Below are 19,293 nucleotides of genomic sequence, written 5' to 3' on the forward strand. Positions count from 1 at the left end.
ATTCAATCAACTCCAGAAGGTTTATTGTTAGCAAAAATAAGTAGTCCTATGGGCTACTTTCAGTTTGTAGACAAAAGGGGTTCGGAATTAAAAAATTCTGACCCCCTTTTGAAATTCCCTTTGAATTTTCGCCTAAAGTTTAGAGATTGGGGCTCTACGAGCCCACTATGTTAGGCCATTTTTGGACCTTGCCATGTCCAATTGGCCATCTTCTTTAAATTAATGGCAGCGAAAGTAAGCATCGCCTGCATCGACAATTTTTTAAGTCCCCTTAAAGTAGTCCAACGCATACCATGCTTTTCTTTTGCATCTGCGAATACACGCTCAATCGTTTCTTTACGTTTTGCATATATAGGTTTTACATCTTGATGATGACGCAGATGATCTGCTTCTTCCACATGTGTTTGCCAGATATGCCGTGTCACCACTTTTTGACAGTCTTTGCTTTCTGTACACCGAGATAAAAATGAGCATGTTGTACAAATTTGTTTTGGCGATTTGTACTCGCGATAGCCCTCTTTATTTGTTGTTGAGTACTTTAAAGTTTCGCCCGAAGGGCAAAGGTAACAATCAAAATGTTCATCGTATACATAGTCCTGTTTGCGGAAAAATCCTTCTTTGGTGCGAGGACGTGTATAAGGTAAAGCCGGTATGATTTCTTTGTTAAATAGGTAGCTTGTAATCGCTGGTGTTTTATAAGCTGCATCTGCGGCAACGGCTTCCGGTTTTCCAACTTTCTCAATCACTTGTTCAACTAGTGGCTCTAAGATCTGACTGTCATGTGTATTTCCAGGTGTTACAATCGTTCCCAATACAAAACCGTTGCGGTCTGCGGCCGCGTGGAATGAATAGGCAAACTGTTTTGTTCGTTCATCTTTCACATAGTAGCCACTCTCAGAATCCGTTGTACTTTCTTTAATCTCTTTGGTCTCTTCTTTATCAAATTTATCTGGTGGAAAAGGCTTTTTTCCATGGTTTTCACGATCTTGATTGATTTCTTCTTGAAGACGTCCTTGATACGCTCGTGTTTCTTTACGAACGATTTTCTTTTCAAATTTCCGTTTATTCGCACTGGCTTTCACATGTGTGGAATCCACGAAAACGTGTTCAGCACTTATTAACTTTTTATTAGCAGCTGTCATTAAAATGCGATAGAAAATCTGTTCAAACAGATCTGTATCTTTGAAGCGTCGCTCATAATTTTTCCCGAACGTAGAGAAATGAGGTACTTTATCATGGAAACCATAGCCTAAGAACCAACGGTAAGCCATATTGGTTTCAACTTCTTCAATCGTTTTACGCATGGAACGAATACCGAAGGTATATTGAATGAAAGTCAGTTTAACTAAAATAACTGGATCAATACTTGGGCGTCCTACCTCTGAATACATATCTTTCACCAAGTCATAAATGAAAGTGAAGTCAATGGCAGCCTCCATTTTACGAACCAAATGGTTCGGTGGCACCAATTGATCTAAAGTAATCATTTCAAGTTGATCTCGCTGAATAGAATCATGTTTAGAAAGCATCCTCATCACCTCAAGTTTTAATACTTCTATTTTAAAACAAACATGACTCCAGGCAAAAGTGTTCTATCTAAAAGGTAAGACAAAGTTGATTGGAACGGAAGGTACGAGACTCCTGCGGGAAAAGCGCGTCTAGGGGAGACCCCGCAGGCGAAAGCCGAGGAGGCTCCCCGACCGCCCGCGGAAAGCGAGTGCCTGGAGTGGAAATCAACGTCCAAATTGTACAAGCCATAAAAATAGACAAACTCGATTTTCATCGAGTTTGTCTACAGTCTGAAAGTAGTCCTATGGGCTACTTTTATTTTTCTTGGGTTCCATCCTGCTCATTCCCATAGAATATCATAATAAGCTGCTATGATAGATAGCAGTTTATTCCGCTAGTCTGCCCTTAGAGGGTCATAAATATTGGGCACATTTTGGTCACGAACTCATTATAATTAGATAAGCTCCTATGACAGTCAATATTGGTATACGTACTATGCGAGCCTTCATTAGATATTGCTACAAGAAAGGTTTCATTGATACACCAATCATGAGGACTTTAAGCCAATCAAAACACCAAAGGATACCCGACGAAGCATGGGTACGTATCTTATGCTCCAATGAACTATAAAATTTTCGGCAGCACTAAGATTCTTGATAATCTTGGCCAAGCAGTAAATGGTAATATAAAGTCTATTTATGCTATATGAAGCCTAATCCGTTGTTCTCCTTTTTTTAATCCTTTTCAAGATAATTGGTTCTTTTCTCTCCCAGCAGTTTCGCAGCCTTTTTAGCCTTCTCCTGCTCAGGGTTTGTATAGAGGGCAGCCGTTGTGGTTGAAGTATGACCAAGTTGAGTCATCAGTAGATGAATGCCCTGACTGTTCCATTAAATTCGTCCCATAGGTATGCCTAAGTTTGTGTGGAGACATCGATTTATTGATCTTAAATGCCTTCGTGTATTTCTTTACTAGAGCCTCGATGGCGCGGTTGGAAAGGGGGGTGGCTCCATCATTCACCCTAGTCAAGAATACATAGTCCGTATCATCGTTTGAGCCCCTATAACGTTCCGTTCGCACAGCTAGGTAATCTTTTATGTCCTGCATAGATGGAGGAGAGATTGCCACTACATCCTTTTTACCACCCTTACGTAAAACGTGTATCTGTTTTTCCTCAAAATCTAAGTCTCGTAACCTTAAATTGGATAACTCATTCAACCGGATGCCGCTGCCTAAGAAGAGGAATATTCTTTTTCTGAATTCACACCCTTTAATCCTATTAATTCAATAATATTGGAAGGGAATGAATATAAAGGGGATGAATTTATGAATACTTATGCGCCTTATTTTTTTTATATATGGAGGTTTTTATACATCCTTGATTTATCAAGCTTTGTTCAGTTCTCTACTATAAAAAGTGCATAAAAGCAATAGCTTTTATGCACTTTCTAAGTATCAATTATAAGTTTTTGAGGGTTAGTTCTTATTAGGTTTATTTCATGAGAACATAATTAATAGCTAAAACATATCTGGTATATATTCTTCTAAAAAATCATTTATGGCTTTACAAATACGGTTTTAATAGAAGTGAAAAACTCAATTGCAGCTTCTCCTTGCTCACGAGAGTGGGAGCTGGATTGTTTCATTCCCCCGAATGGGGCTTGCAGTTCAACTCCAGCAGATTCAGCATTAATACGTACGAGACCAGCATCCATCTCATTAATAAAAGAAAGCATGTGACCAATATTTTTAGTGAAAATAGAAGCACTTAGTCCAAATTTCACGTCGTTTGCAATTTGTAATGCTTCTTCTAAGGTCTCAACTTTGATAAGGGCAAGCACTGGTCCAAAAATTTCCTCTTGGGCAATAGACATTCTATTACTTACATTTTCAAAAACAGTAGGTTCCATAAAGAATCCATTGACTAATTCATCTTCCTCCAAACGTTTACCGCCATAAATCAATGTCGCGCCCTCTTCAATTCCTTTCTTTACGTAAGAAAGTACTGTATTCAACTGGTTCTCACTTGTACATGGCCCCATCCATATATCTTCTTTTAAACCATTCCCAATTTTTATTTCCTTTATCTTTTCAATAAGTTTATTTTTGAACTGCTCGTAAACTTTACTTTGTACGATTACACGACTTGTAGCTGTACATTTCTGTCCCGTAGAACGGAGGCCTCCACTAATAGTTGCTTCTACTGCCTCTTCTAAATCGGCGTCATTGGCTACAATGACAGGATTCTTCCCACCCATTTCTAACTGATACTTAGCACCACGCTTTAGAGCTCCTAGCCCAATTAATTTACCAACCGCATCAGATCCTGTGAATGTAATTCCATTAATATCTGGGTGGTTAGTAATCGCCTGACCAATGACAGACCCAGGGCCTGTCACCATATTAATAGTACCCATTGGAAGCCCTGCCTCGTCAAAGCATTCTATTATTTTGGCTGCGGTTACTGCGGCTTCTTGAGCTGGTTTAAGAATAACAGTATTTCCATAGATGAGTGCCGGCGCTATTTTCCAGATGGGGATTGCCACTGGGAAATTCCAAGGTGTGATAACGCCTACAACTCCAAGGGGAGCACGAGTAGTGAACATCAGTGCTTCAGAATCCGATGAGGGAATCACATCACCTATTTTTCTCATTCCTTCTCCTGCATAATAACGAAGGATAGCGACACCTCTAGCTGTTTCCCCTTTTGCTTCCAGAAGTGTTTTTCCCATTTCACGAGTCATCGTTTCCGCAATTTCATCAATACGTTGCTCGAGTGCGTTCGCGACTTTATACAAATACTCTCCACGGGTAGCACCAGATAGCTTCCCCCAGAAAACTTGTGCTTCCTTCGCAGCAAGAACAGCGTTATCTAAATCTTCTTTTTCAGACTGTTGTACATAACCGATGATTTCATGACGATTGGCTGGATTGATACTAGTATCAACCTTTTGAATAGAAGCAGTTACCCATTTACCATTGATATAGTTTAAATACGTTTTTACGTCAGTTTTTACGTTCACCTTATATACCCCCATATTCCTTGAAACAGTTTGCTTAATCCTGAAACATTGAATGCCAAAGTCCTTATTGAAGTTAATTTTATGGTTTAGTTGGAGAACTCTCGTTAAACTAGTGTTTTTCCAAGAATTCAATGAGTATTTTTCTGCATGATTAGTGTGTTATCGGTTTTACTCAAACTAATATGTGTTTTGGTAACTTTACACTATTTTTCAAGACACCAATATTAGAGACTTCAATTTCAATCTCATCGCCATCTAATAAGGTAAAGTCATTTGGTGGAATTATACATGTACCAGTCAATAATACAGTACCGTCAAAAATTTCGTTGTCGCGTATGAGGAAAGATATTAATTCATCAAATTTTCTTTTTAACTGGCTAGTATTCGCTTTTCCCTCTACTTTAAGCTCGTCATTGCGGTAGATTCGACATGTGATGTCAAAATTGTAGGGATCTTCCACGGACTCTGCAAGGATAATTGCCGGTCCAATGGAACAAGAATTTTTCCACATTTTTGCTTGTGGTAGATAAAGAGGGTTCTCTCCTTCAATGTCACGACAACTCATATCATTTCCAATCGTATATCCAAGGATTTCACCATCTCGATTAATAACAATGCCCACTTCTGGCTCAGGAATTTGCCAATTAGAATCACTACGTATGTAAACGTCCTGTCCTGGACCAACCGTACGAGCAGCCGTAGACTTAAAGAAAATTTCTGGCCGTTCAGCCTCATATATCTTGTCATAGAAAGTAGTTGCATCAAGCTTTCCACCTGTTGCTTCATAATTACGTGCATCGCGACTACGCTCATATGTAACACCGGAGGCCCATACTTCTTCAGCTTCAATAGGAACAAGTAACGATAAATCTTCTACAGAGTATGGAATAGGCTTTGACTTGGAAATAGTAATTTCTACAAAAGAGAGGGGAGAAACATTTTGTTCGTTTGCCTGTTGGATTAATTCAATCAATCCTTCTTGAGGAAGAGGGTATACTTTTCCCTCATTTGTAATAGCTGCTAGAGTTGCTTTTGAATGCTCATTTAAATATCGGATAATACGCATAAAAATAGCCTCCTAATGTTTTATATTATAAAACTGAGTTTTCATATATAGACAAAAGAGAAGGGAACCACCTCTATGAAATTGGTATCCCATTTCCCATTTGTTCTGATAATTGGAAAGCCGCCTGTTCCAGTTGTTCAATAAAAGTTTCTAGCTGAACCTCATCTATACGAGCTATAAGTGTAGAAAGGCTAATAGCTGCAATAACTTTATTCTCATGATTTCGAATAGGTGCTGCAATACAGCGAACACCTGGCTCGTTTTCCTGATTATCAACTGCGTACCCTTGAGATTGAACTTGTTGAAGCTCACGCAAAAATTCAGATTCACCTGTAATGGTATATTCAGTTTGTTTAAAATAGACATATTCATTTAGAATTTTTTTAATTTCTTCCTGATCTTTAAAAGCTATTAAAGCTTTACCAACAGCGGAGCAGTGAAGTGGAATTCTTTTCCCTATTTTTGAATAAAGAATAACGGCCATAGGACCTTCAACTTTATCAATATAAACTCCCTCTTTGCCGTCTAGTATAACTAAGTGGGCAGTCTGTCCGGTTTTTACCGATAAATCCATTAAGTATTTTTTTGATAAATCTCTAAGGTCTAAAGACTGAATGACATAATTTCCTCTTTCAAAGAGCTTCATTCCCAAACCATACTTCCCATTCTCAGGATTTTGACTGATATAGCCATGATTTAAAAGCGTTTTCAATAAAGAATGAACAGTGCTCTTGTGAAGTCCTAACTGATTACTTATATCTGTTATTTTCAATTCTGCTGTATGTTCGTCAAACAAATCAAGAATACGAAGAGCACGGTCTACTGATTGAATAACAGGCATGGATTTCACCTACTTGTTTTAAATTATAAAACCTATTTTTACTATTACAAACATTCTTACATTTCAAATATAATACTAGTTTTTTAAAAATGTCAAGAAACTTAATTAAATACATGGATTTCCTTTATCCAAAGAAAAATTATAAAGAATTCATTTATCATTCTCATTCTACAAAGCGAAGTTATTAAGTCATACAATTATCTACGTAAGATTTATAGGAGATAATATCTTATACAAAAACTAGTATTTTTTTAGAATTATACCCTCTGTTGTTTTAGACTCCTTACGTAGATATGAGTAAAATATAGAGGTTTATTGTAAATAACATGAAATCCTACTCTATAATTAGCTTCGGAAAGTTGATTGACTTTTCAGAAAAAATGTGATTATTTTAAATGGCAACCAAAGTTCAATATAGATGAACTGCGTTTTATATTATAAAACTAAAGGAGAGGTTTTTATAGAGAGTATACAAGATAAACAGTCCTTAGAATATTCAATATTTCAGATTATAAAAATCGAAATAGCAGTAGGCAAGCATGATAGTAATTGCTATAAATATAGGTCAATAATTAGCAGTTAATTATGTGAGCAACATAATTATATTTCTTTTTTTGAAATAAAAAAATCTTATTAACGGAGGAATACATATGTCATTACAATCGATATTTGGTGAAGAGGATGTATCTTTTTACAAAGTTCAAACTCATTCAAAAGGGGCAGATGGTTCACTCCCACTTACATCAGAAATGTTGCTAGATTCACCAAGTGGTGACCTTTTTGGATTATCCCAAAATGTTGGAATGGGATGGGCACCTTCAAACCTCCTTGGAAAACAAGTTCTAATCCTCGGTACTCAAGGTGGAATTAGGAATCATGATGGTACTCCAATTGCGTTAGGGTATCATACTGGCCATTGGGAAATAGGTTTATTAATGAAGGCGTCAGCTGAAGAGATTAGTAGACAAGGAGGGGTTCCTTTTGCAGGATTCGTAAGTGATCCATGTGATGGTCGTTCTCAAGGAACTACCGGTATGTTTGATTCCCTTCCTTTTCGAAACGATGCAGCTATAGTTTATCGTAGATTAATTCGATCATTGCCTACGCGTCGTGCAATTATTGGGGTAGCTACGTGTGATAAAGGTCTTCCAGCAATGATGGTAGCTCTGGCGTCAATGCACAACTTGCCAACTATCATTGTCCCTGGAGGTGTTACTCTTCCACCTACAAATGGAGAAGACGCAGGAAAGATTCAAACAATTGGGGCAAGATACGCAAACAACGAAATTACTTTACAAGAAGCTGCTGATCTCGGATGTCGTGCTTGTGCTACACCGGGAGGAGGATGTCAATTTCTTGGTACAGCTGGCACCTCCCAAGTAGTTGCTGAAGCTATTGGAATGGCCTTACCTCACTCGGCACTAGCACCTTCAGGTCAGCCAATATGGATGGAGATGGCTAGGCAATCAGCACGTGCAGCTTTAGAGTTGGAGAAGAAAAAGATCTATACCAAAGATATTATTACGGATAAAGCGATAGAAAATGCTATGGTGATTCACGCAGCTTTCGGAGGTTCAACAAATTTATTACTTCATATCCCAGCAATTGCTCATGCAGCTAATTGTAAGATACCCACTGTTGAAGATTGGACTAGAATCAATAAGAAAGTTCCTCGCTTAGTCGATGTACTACCAAATGGTCCTGTAGGTCACACAACCGTTAAGGTATTCCTAGCAGGTGGGGTTCCAGAGGTTATGCTTCATCTAAGAAAATTAGGTGTGTTGCATGAAGATGTACTAACCGTTACTGGAGAAACCCTTGGTGCAAACCTCGATTGGTGGGAAAAATCAGAAAGACGTACAATGATGAAAAAACAATTGTTGGAAATTGATGGAATTAATCCTGATGATATTATCATGGATCCAGTCAAAGCAAAAGAAAAAGGTCTAACTTCTACTGTTACATTCCCGAAAGGAAATATTGCTCCTGAAGGATCAGTAATAAAATCAACCTCCATTGATTCATCTGTAGTAGGAGAAGACGGAGTGTATCGACATACAGGAAAAGCTAAAGTCTTCACTTCAGAAAAGACAGCTATAAAAGCTATTAAAACAGGGGGTATTGAAGCAGGAGATATAATGGTTGTTATGGGCGGTGGTCCTTCAGGAACCGGGATGGAGGAAACATATCAACTAACATCGGCATTAAAACATTTGTCTTTTGGCAAACATGTCTCCCTGATTACAGATGCGCGTTTTTCGGGTGTTTCTACTGGCGCATGCATTGGACATATTGGACCTGAGGCATTGGCTGGGGGAGCAATTGGCAAATTGCGTGATGGAGACGTTATTGAAATCATTGTTGACCGCAATCAGTTAGTGGGTTCCGTTAATTTTGTTGGAACTGAGAATGAAAGACTTTCTTTAGAAAAGGCAACTAAAGTCTTGAAAGAACGTGACCTTCATCCAGACCTCAAACCGGATCCTGGTCTTCCAGATGATACTCGTTTATGGGCTGCGCTTCAATCAGTAAGTGGAGGAACCTGGCGCGGAAATATCTATGATACAGATCGAATTATTGAAGTTCTAAATGCGGGAGTAAAAGCATTAGGTGAAGAAAAAACACTAGTTCAAAATTAATCTATAATTGCGAAACTTTAAAGCACATTTAAGACCTTACTTTTTAAACTTAATCGTTTATTATCCCATTTTATTAAATAGTAGTGCACGCTAAATTTTGTAATTGCTTCAAATGAAAGCGATTACTATATTTCGTTTTTTCAAATATCTACACTTTATGACTAGTAAACAAAATAGCATAAGCATCCTAGAGTTACTTACTAATTAAAATATAGGTTCGGTATTTTTGTATGTTGAGCAAATAGAAATATTTTAATTATTTTTTTGGAGGTTTATTATGCCATTACTTATCGTAGCGATTGGGATTATCCTGTTGCTAATTTTGATTACTGGATTCAAATTAAATACATTTGTTTCATTAATTATTGTATCTTTTATTGTATCTTTAGCACTAGGAATGCCGCTTGAAAATGTTGTTGCATCGATTGAAGGTGGATTAGGAGGTACACTTGGTCATATAGCTTTAATATTTGGACTTGGTGCAATGCTTGGTAGGTTAATTGCTGATGCAGGGGGAGCCCAGCGTATTGCAATGACCTTAATTAATAAATTTGGAGAAAAAAGAATTCAGTGGGCTGTTGTAGTTGCTTCGTTTATTGTGGGTATAGCACTATTTTTCGAAGTAGGATTAGTTTTATTGATTCCAATTGTATTTTCAATTGCGAAAGAATTAAGAGTTTCTATTTTGCACCTAGGTATTCCTATGGCTGCAGCCTTATTAGCAACTCATAGTTTCTTACCTCCACATCCAGGGCCAACAGTAATAGCTGGTGAATATGGTGCAGATATTGGATTAGTTTTACTTTACGGTATTATTGTCGCAATACCAACCGTCATTATAGCAGGCCCTCTATATACTAAGGTGGCTAAAAAGATTGTACCTGATGCATTCAACAAAACAGGTAATATAGCTTCTTTAGGCGAACAAAAAACATTCCAGCTTGAAGAAACACCAGCTTTCGGTATAAGTGTATTGACTGCAATGTTCCCCGTTTTATTAATGGCTATCTCTACAATTGTTGATATGATTCAAAAATCAATTGGATTTGAAGGGAATACATTATTAGAAATTGTTCGTCTTATAGGAAACCCTTCTTCTGCAATGTTGATATCTTTAATTCTTGCATTCTATACAATGGGAATAGCAAGAAATACTCCAATAAAAGAAGTGATGGATTCTTGTACGTCATCAATTGCTGCAATTGGTATGATGCTATTAATTATTGGAGGTGGGGGTGCTTTCAAGCAAGTACTAATTGATGGTGGTGTAGGGGATTATGTAGCAGAATTATTTACAGGAACTTCAATGTCACCGATCATACTTGCTTGGTTAGTTGCTGCGATATTACGGTTATCTTTAGGATCAGCCACAGTTGCAGCTATGTCCACTGCAGGATTAGTAATTCCAATGTTGGCTCAATACGATGTTAATTTAGCCTTAGTAACTCTTGCAACTGGGGCAGGCAGCTCAATTTGCTCGCATGTTAATGATGCAGGATTTTGGATGATTAAAGAATATTTTGGGTTAAGCATGAAGGAAACGTTTTCAACATGGACAATACTTTCCACTATTACTTCTGTAGCGGGATTAGGGTTTATTTTATTATTAGATGCATCCTTAATTATCTCTGGAGCAGTAATAATTCTCATTAGTATAGTAGCAATATATTTCAGTATGTTTGACCGATCTAAGGATAAAAGAAACGCTTTGGGGGATATAAAGGCATAAAACCGTAAACGAGGGGACGGTTTACGACCAGTTATAAAGTCTATTTAAATAAGATTTAGAAGTTGATAACCTACTATTATGTAGATAATCAACTTCTCTTTTTTTTATAATGTATGGATGTTAGTGTCTGTTGCAACTCCTTCAACAATCTGTTATTGAAGGTAGAATAGGGGAGAGCAAACTTACTTGCCGGAGGATCACGCCTTAAGAGGGTGTTTTTTTTAAAGACATCGATTTGGAGAAAAAAGGATCAGTTTGTCCGTACTATATCAATGAACGTTTTGGTAATTTCGTAGCGTCCAATATTCTCGAGCGTGCCTTAAGGCAACAATGCCAAATCAAAATGCTTCACAGACATGACAGAATTTCATCTTTACGGTGAGAAGGTGCCATTCTTGATCTATAATTCCATAACGAAACAGAAGCGCCCCCAATAAATCTAAGAATTAAATCTTCATTTATTGTTTTGTATTTCATTTACCACCATTTCTTTCTTCTTTTTAGCTATTTTTCGTTTTTAACTATCCGTACTATCATTGATAAAATACACTAGCAGTATCAAATAGGATTATTGAAAGCGGAAAAAAGGTCTTTGCTTTCTGACTAGGTTGGGATATACATGATATATATGTCTACTAGTTTTACCCCTTGGGTGAAGGGAATCAACAAAAAAATAGAAAAAATCAAAACAATACTTAGGAAAAAATTACAAAACGTGAAAAATTTAATATAATTACATTATTCAGTTAAATTGTTTTGTCCCCTAACCCTGATTGCTAGGGGACATTGGTTCTCGTCTATGAACGTAGCAAGGGACCAAGCAAACATTTTAAAAATTTTGTACATGGAGAAAATCGTTTGTAAAAGGCTTTAATACCTTAAGGAGGCGAAAAAGTGAGTCGAACGAAAAGCATAATTTCACTTAAAAATATTATCTGGAAGCGAAATGGAAAGCTGTTATTGGATGGGGTTTCATGGGAGGTCCAAAAAGGGGAACATTGGGCACTTCTAGGACTAAATGGATCAGGGAAAACATCTCTTTTAAAAATGATTGCAGGTTATCAATGGCCGAATAGTGGTGAAGTGTCCGTTTTAGGAAATCTTTTTGGAAAAACGAATATTCCTGAACTGCGGAAATCCATCGGCTGGGTCAGTTCCTCATTAGATCAGGAATATCAGTCACGCCCAAATGATACAGCACTTGAAGTAGTTTTAAGCGGAAAATTTGCTTCAATTGGATTATATGAGGAAATTACAGAGGATGATGTAAAGAAAGCAAAAGCATTACTTGACCAATTCAGAATCCAACTTTTGTCTAACCAATTTATCCACACACTCTCTCAAGGTGAAAAAAGAAAAGTAATGATTGCCAGGGCCCTCATGTCTTCACCGCAATTATTAATCTTAGATGAGCCTTGCAATGGACTGGATATTTACTCTAAAGAAGAGCTGTTAGCATCTATTGAAGATATGACTGCTGCACCAAATGGCCCAACCATTTTATATGTTACACATCATATTGAAGAAATTGTTCCATCCATAACCCATGCTATGTTAATCAATTCGGGGAACGTTATGGATAAAGGAGAAAAAAGGGACGTATTAACCGAAACATTATTGGAAAAGACCTTTCGTGTCCCAGTCAAAGTAGAATGGGAGAATGAGCGTCCCTGGATCCGGATTAAATCCCTGTTATTTTCTGAGAAAAAATAAACCTAGTATGCTGAAGAGTAAAGTAAAGCGTTCGTAATAGTAAAAATACAAGATGAATATAGACTCCTTTCCATTGGAGGCCTAATTAAATAACTTGATTTATTGAGGCATAATGACATCTTAATTTATCCCAATATGAAGAATGGTAGGTGTCTCTAGCCTTAACAAAAACATATTCTTAGTACTGACTTCGATTCTTATATTGTAATCTTTAAAATTACTGAAGCATTAAGTATTTTTCCTTTATTTGGCATAAAATTGTATCTCAAGAGTTAAAGGGCACTCATGATTTTAAATGAGTGTTTTTTTGTGTTGTAATCTACTGAATTATCTAAATTTTCCAAATTTCAATTGACCCAAACGGGACAGCTGATTTAGAATTGATATGTATATGAAATTATGTTTTATATATAAAACTATTTAGGGGGGATATATGTCTAATGGACAATTTTTAATAGTGTTCTAAAAGTTAGGAATTAAGTAAAAAAGATTTAGGGAGGTAAGTAATATGTTTAAGAATAAATTGGCGTTCGTTCTGCTTTGTTTGGTGTTAATAGTATCTGCATGCGGTCAAAGTGACAAAACAACAACAGAAAATAAAGGGAGTTCCGGAGGAAAAGCGGTTAAGCTTACTTTTACGGAACCTGCACGGTTATTGTCAGTTGCCCCATTGTATGTAGCCATAGAGCAAGGCTTTTTTGAAAAGGAAGGAATTGAAGCTGAAATTGTTTCTGGTGGTGGAGGAGCACAAGTAATCGCTTCGGTATTATCAGGTGAGGCTCAATTTGCGGTCTCAGGTCCTCGAAGTATGTTCACACCTCTTGACAAAGGTGAGGATTTATTGGCTATTCAATCATTAAATTCGGCGCTAACCTATCAAATTACACTCTCTGAACAATATCTAAAGAAAAAGAATGTTTCTAAAGACTCATCATTTGAAGATAGAGTGGCTTCATTGGATGGGGCAACCATTGGTACAAACCTTGTTGGTGATTCTGGGGACGTATATACCCGCTATTTAATGCAAAAGCATGGTGTTGATCACAATAATCTTAAAACCGTCAAATTAGCAGGAGATGGATCGAAGATTGGCGGTATGCAAGAGGGGATTGTTGACGGGGGGATAGCATCGCCTCCAATGGGTTTACAGGCGGAAAGTAAAGATGTAGGCGAGATTGTAATCAATACAAGTGAAGAGCCAATGTATGGGAATATGGTCTGGGAAGCCGTTTTTGCTAAAAAGGAATATTTAGAAAAAAATCAGGAAACATCTTTGAAAGTAGTTCGGGCAATAGGGAAAGGTATGGAATTCACACGTAATAACCCAAGAGAGGCAGCCGAATCAATCGAATCTTATTTTGATGGAATTGATGTTGATATCCTAGAGGAATCACTAATCGGATTGAAAAACACTTTTAAAGGCTATGGAGAAATGAATCAAGAAGCTTGGGATAATGCCCAGGATCCATTAGTTGAATTCGGCAAGATATCAGGCGTTTCTACTAAACAGGATACAACTGAAGATGTTATTTGGACAAATAGTTATATAGAAGAAGCATTTAAAAAATAATTAGATAGAAAGGAGATGATAGGTAAGGTGGAAAATGCACAAATGGAAAACTATAAATTGTCTACTCGTTTTTTAGATGTTACTTACGTAAACAATAAAACTGGTGCAGAAGTGATGGCCCTGCAGAATATAAATTTAAATATTAAAGATGGTGAATTTATATGTATTGTTGGGCCGAGCGGCTGTGGAAAAACCACTTTTTTAAATACTGTGGTTGGATTACTAAAGCCAAGTAAGGGGGAAATTCTATTGGATCAGCAAAAAATCGATGGTCCCGGCAAGGACAGGGCAATGGTTTTTCAAAACCCGAGTCTTTTACCTTGGAGAACTGTTTTGGAAAATGTTCTTTATGGAGTTGAACTGTTAAAGCAAATAACCGCAGAGAAAAAGAAAGAGGCCAAAGAATTTATTGAAATGGTCGGTTTAAAAGGTTATGAAAATCATTATCCACATGAATTGTCAGGGGGGATGCAGCAACGGGTAAACTTGGCTCGGGCATTAACGGTAAACCCGTCATTAATCTTACTGGATGAGCCATTTTCGGCATTGGACGCACAAACTAGGGAATTTATGCAAGGTGAGTTACTTAGAATATGGGATGAGACAAAAAAGACAAGTCTTTTCATTACACACCAAATTGATGAAGCGGTATTTTTAGCTGATAGAGTTTTTGTTTTTGGGGCAAGACCAGGACGTGTAGTGGAGGTTGTGGATGTAGATATACCTAGACCGAGAGATCTCCATGTGAAGCGTAGCCCGGAATTTATAGAGTTTGTTGATCATATTTGGTCCATTATTGAACAGGAGTCTTCAAAACAAGGTTTCGATAATAAAGAAAAATAATTAATGTGAAAGGAGAATACTATGACGAAGGGTATGATAGAACTTACACAATCAAAGCACAAGATAAAAAAGGCGAAGAAAATGAAAAAAGAAAAAAAGTCATTTTTTATCAGTGTTGCGTCTGTTTTACTATTCCTGTTGCTTTGGGAAGCAGCCTCTCAAAATGAATGGATAAATCCATTGTTCATTAGCTCACCAATTGAAATTGCACACGCGGCAGTTTTAATGGTCCAAGAAGTTTCCTTTTGGGAAAATATGAAAGTAAGTGGTTACGAATTTGTTTCAGGCTTTGTTTTAGCCATACTTATTGGAATCCCAATTGGTGTGTTATCAGGTTGGAACTCTACCTTTAATGCTGTAGTTAACCCTTTCATTTCAGGACTATATGTAACTCCTAAAGTCGCCCTATTACCAGTGATCATCATCGCATTCGGAATAGGACCAGCATCAAAAATTGTTATCGTATTTTTGATGGCCTTCTTTCCAATAGTGATGAGCGCTCAAAAAGCTATGTTAACATTAGATCAAAACTTAATAAAAGCAGCAAGGACATTTAGTGCAAGTGAATTTCAAATTTTTAAAACAATTGCATTGCCTTCGACGGTACCATTCCTTTTAAACGGTATTCGCTTAGGTATCGGTCAAGGATTAATTGCAGTAGTTGTAGGTGAATTATTCGCTTCGACAGCTGGTATCGGATACCAATTGACAAGCAATGGTCAAAATCTACAAACAGATCGCATGTTTGTTGGCGTGTTGGTCATTACGATTACGGGAATCATTCTTACTTCATTATTAGGCATTATTGAAAGACGCTTTTCATCTTGGAAACCTGAAAATAGTTAATTAAATTTACACTTTAAACGTTATTTTTCAGTATTGCAGAACAAACGGTTACAGTGTAACAGCCTCAAGACAATATTTCAAGTAAGCTTAAATTTGGAAAAGGTAATTGTAAACAAGTTTGTAGACAAAGGGTTTCCATCTGAATTTTTAAACAAATTTGATTGGAACGGAAGGTACGAGACTCCTGCGGGAAAAGCGCGTCCAAGGGAGACCCCACAGGCGCCAAGAGCGCCGAGGAGGCTCCCGGACCGCCCGCGGAAAGCGAGTGCCCTACGTTCCAATCAACGTTCATATTTTACACTCACTCAAAAAAATATAGGCAATCTTAATATCGAGTTTGTCTACAGTCTAAACAAAAGGTGCTTCCTATACGAAGCAGCTTTTGTTTAGCATGCTTTTCTAAGCGGGATCCAAAAAGATTTCCTTTCCAAGCCTATCTGGTATTTACTTCGTCGGCGATTATTACTGACAGATAGTGCTCTAATTCGCAATTTTACTGTGACACTTCACAGCGAGATAGAAATTGTATTGAAGTTCTCACGTATCCATGATACCTTCAGTTTATAGGGAATGGTTGGGAGGAATATGTTTTGAACACAAAGGCATTTTTATTGGCATCTATTACAGTTATTATTTGGGGATCTACATTCGCTGCTATTCGTGCAAGCTTACATGGCGGATATTCAGCCGGCCATTTGGTACTTGTTCGTTATCTTATAGCATCAGGGGTTTTTATCCTATATGCTCTCTGGCCTGGGGTGAAATTTCGACTCCCGAAAAAAGCGGATTTGTTGAGGATTTCGATCCTTGCATTTATTGGTATTAGTATTTACCATATCGGTGTGACATTCGGGGAACAAACAGTTTCGGCGGGAACGGCTGGAATGCTGATCGGTTCAGCACCTGTCTTCATCGCGATCATTGCTGCGTTCGTTTTAAAAGAACGCCTCGGACTATACGGATGGATTGGTTTAGGAATTGGATTCACAGGGATCACCTTAATAACATTAGGTACCGCAGGACCTTCCCTGAATATTTCTGAAGGAGCTTTTTTAGTACTGATGTCAGCTATTGCTTCTGCGGTGTTTTTTGTATTCCAAAAGCCACTGTTTAGCCGTTATAATCCGATTGAATTGACAGCTTACTTTACATGGATCGGTACAATACCTTTTTTTATATTTTTTCCTGGGCTATTTCAAGAAATTCAACAAGCTACTTTGGAAGGTCATTTATCAGCGATTTTTGTTGGTATTTTCCCTGCGGCCATCGGTTATGTAACTTGGGCAGTCGCTTTATCATTAGGAAAAGCCAGTTCCGTTTCCAGTTTGTTGTACATTGAACCTGTGATTGCCATTTTCGTCGCTTGGGTTTGGCTGCAGGAGGTACCTAGTACCCTTTCAGTCATTGGCGGCAGTATTGCGATATTGGGGGTCCTTGTCGTTAATGGTTTCGGAAAGTATAAATCAGTGGTGAAAAAAGCAGCATGAAAACTAGAAAAAATAGCGGCATCCCAGATCATCATGAATGAGCGTATATCTTTCTTTTACGACTCAACACATAGGAGGGCAGCCTAATAAAAGGAATTCACCCAGGTTGATGAGGTTAATCAGATACACCTGGGGAATTGGATTTTTCCGCCCTGTACATTACCTGAAATTAAATCTATGTTTAAAGTCCCAATCCAATTTAAATGAATTATTTTCACCTGTTAAAAATTTATAATCGATATAGGACTTTTCTTTCCTAGTCATTCCATCGACATATGGGGAATAAGTACGGAATAATAATACATTTTTCTTTTCATCAAATTCTACAAGTCTTAGCCAGCCATTTCCCCCTCGATAATTCGTTTGGTAATTGACCAGCATTTGAATGACATCATTTCCTGCTGAGTTTTGTTTTACCCGATGCGCTATCCCATAAAAATGTCCATTTACCGTCATGAACACTTGATTATGGTTCTTTACAAGTTCATTCCATATCAGCCGGCCATTGGTCGAATCGACGGCAATGGTTTTATCATCTTTAACTTTCGGAAAAATAATATCATGTGAGACGAGGATTGTCGGTTTATCTTTATGCCGTTCCAGAACTTTTTTTGACCATTCCAAGTCCTTATGGAGATTTTTCATATCCACGATTAAAACTAAGTATTCATAACTCCCTGCCTTAGCGATTGCATATGAGCTATATCCAGAGGGAGCCGACCCCTTATAGTATTTTTTATTCATAAAACGCTGTGGCCCATAATGTGTTAAAAAAGGATCTCCGGCAGCATAGTCATGATTCCCAGCCGCCATCATATATGGAATTTCCTTTTTTTCCAAAAAGGAAATGGCTCTGAGTGAATTCTGCCATTGTTTTTCTGAATCACTATCGACAATGTCCCCAACAAATGTATTCATGATAATATTGTTCTTCTTGGTGTTATTGGATATCCAGTTCATTTGGCTATTGAAAATCTCAGGATTTTGGCTTGAATATTTTTGGGTATCTGGAATAAAGAGGAAATTATAATTCTTCTTATTCGTTAGAATGGGGAAGGACTTGTTTGATCCTTCAAAGGGTTCATCGTCACGAGCTTCCTGTACTAGCCATTCTTTTTCAGTTAATGCCTTATTGGCAATTCGTATTTCCTGGATATTCCCTCCGAAAAGCGCATCCAACTTATTTCCCCACTCTGTTGCACCGATATTCCAGCCTTTACCTTTTAATGCTGCAATACCTATGGCCCTTTCTGATTCTCCATAATCACTAACGCCATTTAAAGTTAGAGTCGTCGTGCTTCCATCATTAACGACTGCCAAATGGTACCATTCACCAGCATTTAAAGATCGAGACCAATTGCTTACATTATAGTTTAAATTGGATGGATGGCTTGTCCAGTGCAATTTTTGATCACTGGATATAGATAAAGCAGAAAGGATTTTTTTCTCGCCTTCCATTTTATTAAGATCTGCCGCCTGTCCTTGTCTTGAAAAAAGCCCCATGTCACTTTTGGGTTTCCTTGGCATCTTAAATACAAATTCAATGGTAAAACCCCTATCGAAATTCTCTGAATTGATAGGTGCATCCCGTTTGGTTTTAAAATATCTTCCGGCAGGGGCGTTTTCGTAATTGGCGAATTTCAAGCTATCAACTTTATCTTGAGCATAATAATCTTCTTCAGACCATTTCAACATATTTTTTAATTCGGGTGATGCAGGGTCACCGATCGTCACTAACTCTAAATCATTTCCTTGTTTGGTTGTATCTTCAATAATTAAATTACCTTTATCGATTGAACCGCTTTTAACATGTTGTTTTGTGAATTTCCAATTTGCAACGATACTGCTCCGATCATTTTCAGCAACGGAATTTAAAGAATCGGCTGACTTGGCAATACCAGGAACAATCATACATAAGAGTGAGAGACCTATAAATGCTTTTTTCATTCTCATAATATATTCACCCCTTTAAATTAGATTAAGCAATTTAAGAATAATGGTTAAACATGTATTCTTTACTTACTACCTGG

Annotated in this window: 13 protein-coding genes; 7 read left to right on the forward strand and 6 right to left on the reverse strand. The window is 37.5% G+C overall.

What is annotated here, in order from left to right:
- Positions 1-170 precede the first annotated feature (170 nt).
- From MHB45_RS06970 to MHB45_RS06990, 5 genes are all read right to left on the reverse strand, one after another.
- Positions 171-1,529 carry an IS1182 family transposase gene (locus MHB45_RS06970; RefSeq protein ID WP_072272405.1) on the reverse strand — a complete coding sequence of 453 codons (1,359 nt, stop codon included), beginning with the start codon at positions 1,527-1,529 and terminating at the stop codon, positions 171-173.
- A 784-nt stretch (positions 1,530-2,313) separates the two neighbouring features.
- Entirely contained in the window at positions 2,314-2,724 is a 411-nt protein-coding gene (locus MHB45_RS06975; protein ID WP_053087370.1) for a tyrosine-type recombinase/integrase, read from the reverse strand.
- 338 nt (positions 2,725-3,062) lie between these two features.
- Positions 3,063-4,529 (reverse strand): alpha-ketoglutaric semialdehyde dehydrogenase GucD, encoded by a 1,467-nt coding sequence (gucD, locus tag MHB45_RS06980; RefSeq protein WP_072272790.1) that lies wholly within the window; start codon positions 4,527-4,529, stop codon positions 3,063-3,065.
- A gap of 172 nt (positions 4,530-4,701) precedes the next feature.
- Complete coding sequence (locus MHB45_RS06985; RefSeq protein WP_048680076.1) at positions 4,702-5,595, reverse strand: fumarylacetoacetate hydrolase family protein; 894 nt, start codon at positions 5,593-5,595, stop codon at positions 4,702-4,704.
- A 73-nt stretch (positions 5,596-5,668) separates the two neighbouring features.
- Positions 5,669-6,436 carry an IclR family transcriptional regulator gene (locus MHB45_RS06990; protein ID WP_048680079.1) on the reverse strand — a complete coding sequence of 256 codons (768 nt, stop codon included), beginning with the start codon at positions 6,434-6,436 and terminating at the stop codon, positions 5,669-5,671.
- Between the two features lie 650 nt (positions 6,437-7,086).
- On the opposite strand from MHB45_RS06990, the gene MHB45_RS06995 reads away from it, so the two are divergent.
- The 7 genes from MHB45_RS06995 (at position 7,087) to MHB45_RS07025 (ending at position 17,263) form a co-directional block, all read left to right on the forward strand.
- Positions 7,087-9,075 (forward strand): YjhG/YagF family D-xylonate dehydratase, encoded by a 1,989-nt coding sequence (locus MHB45_RS06995; protein WP_048680082.1) that lies wholly within the window; start codon positions 7,087-7,089, stop codon positions 9,073-9,075.
- A gap of 277 nt (positions 9,076-9,352) precedes the next feature.
- Positions 9,353-10,804, forward strand: coding sequence for a GntP family permease (locus tag MHB45_RS07000; RefSeq protein WP_048680085.1), 1,452 nt, complete (start codon positions 9,353-9,355; stop codon positions 10,802-10,804).
- Positions 10,805-11,698: 894 nt separating this feature from the next.
- Positions 11,699-12,517 carry an ABC transporter ATP-binding protein gene (locus tag MHB45_RS07005; RefSeq protein ID WP_072272791.1) on the forward strand — a complete coding sequence of 273 codons (819 nt, stop codon included), beginning with the start codon at positions 11,699-11,701 and terminating at the stop codon, positions 12,515-12,517.
- 508 nt (positions 12,518-13,025) lie between these two features.
- On the forward strand, positions 13,026-14,087 hold the full coding sequence (locus tag MHB45_RS07010; protein ID WP_048680089.1) for an ABC transporter substrate-binding protein: 1,062 nt from the start codon (positions 13,026-13,028) through the stop codon (positions 14,085-14,087).
- Positions 14,088-14,114: 27 nt separating this feature from the next.
- Positions 14,115-14,930, forward strand: coding sequence for an ABC transporter ATP-binding protein (locus tag MHB45_RS07015; protein ID WP_226990413.1), 816 nt, complete (start codon positions 14,115-14,117; stop codon positions 14,928-14,930).
- 81 nt (positions 14,931-15,011) lie between these two features.
- Positions 15,012-15,776: an ABC transporter permease gene (locus MHB45_RS07020; RefSeq protein ID WP_161798615.1), complete on the forward strand. Its 765-nt coding sequence runs from the start codon at positions 15,012-15,014 to the stop codon at positions 15,774-15,776.
- A gap of 590 nt (positions 15,777-16,366) precedes the next feature.
- Positions 16,367-17,263 (forward strand): DMT family transporter, encoded by an 897-nt coding sequence (locus tag MHB45_RS07025; RefSeq protein WP_072272792.1) that lies wholly within the window; start codon positions 16,367-16,369, stop codon positions 17,261-17,263.
- A 159-nt stretch (positions 17,264-17,422) separates the two neighbouring features.
- Here MHB45_RS07025 and MHB45_RS07030 read toward each other — a convergent pair whose 3' ends face one another.
- Positions 17,423-19,216, reverse strand: coding sequence for a LamG-like jellyroll fold domain-containing protein (locus MHB45_RS07030; RefSeq protein WP_081088569.1), 1,794 nt, complete (start codon positions 19,214-19,216; stop codon positions 17,423-17,425).
- Between the last annotated feature and the right edge of the window lie 77 nt (positions 19,217-19,293).

Origin of the sequence: Peribacillus sp. FSL K6-5616 (assembly GCF_038008245.1) — a bacterium.
GTDB lineage: Bacteria > Bacillota > Bacilli > Bacillales > DSM-1321 > Peribacillus > Peribacillus frigoritolerans.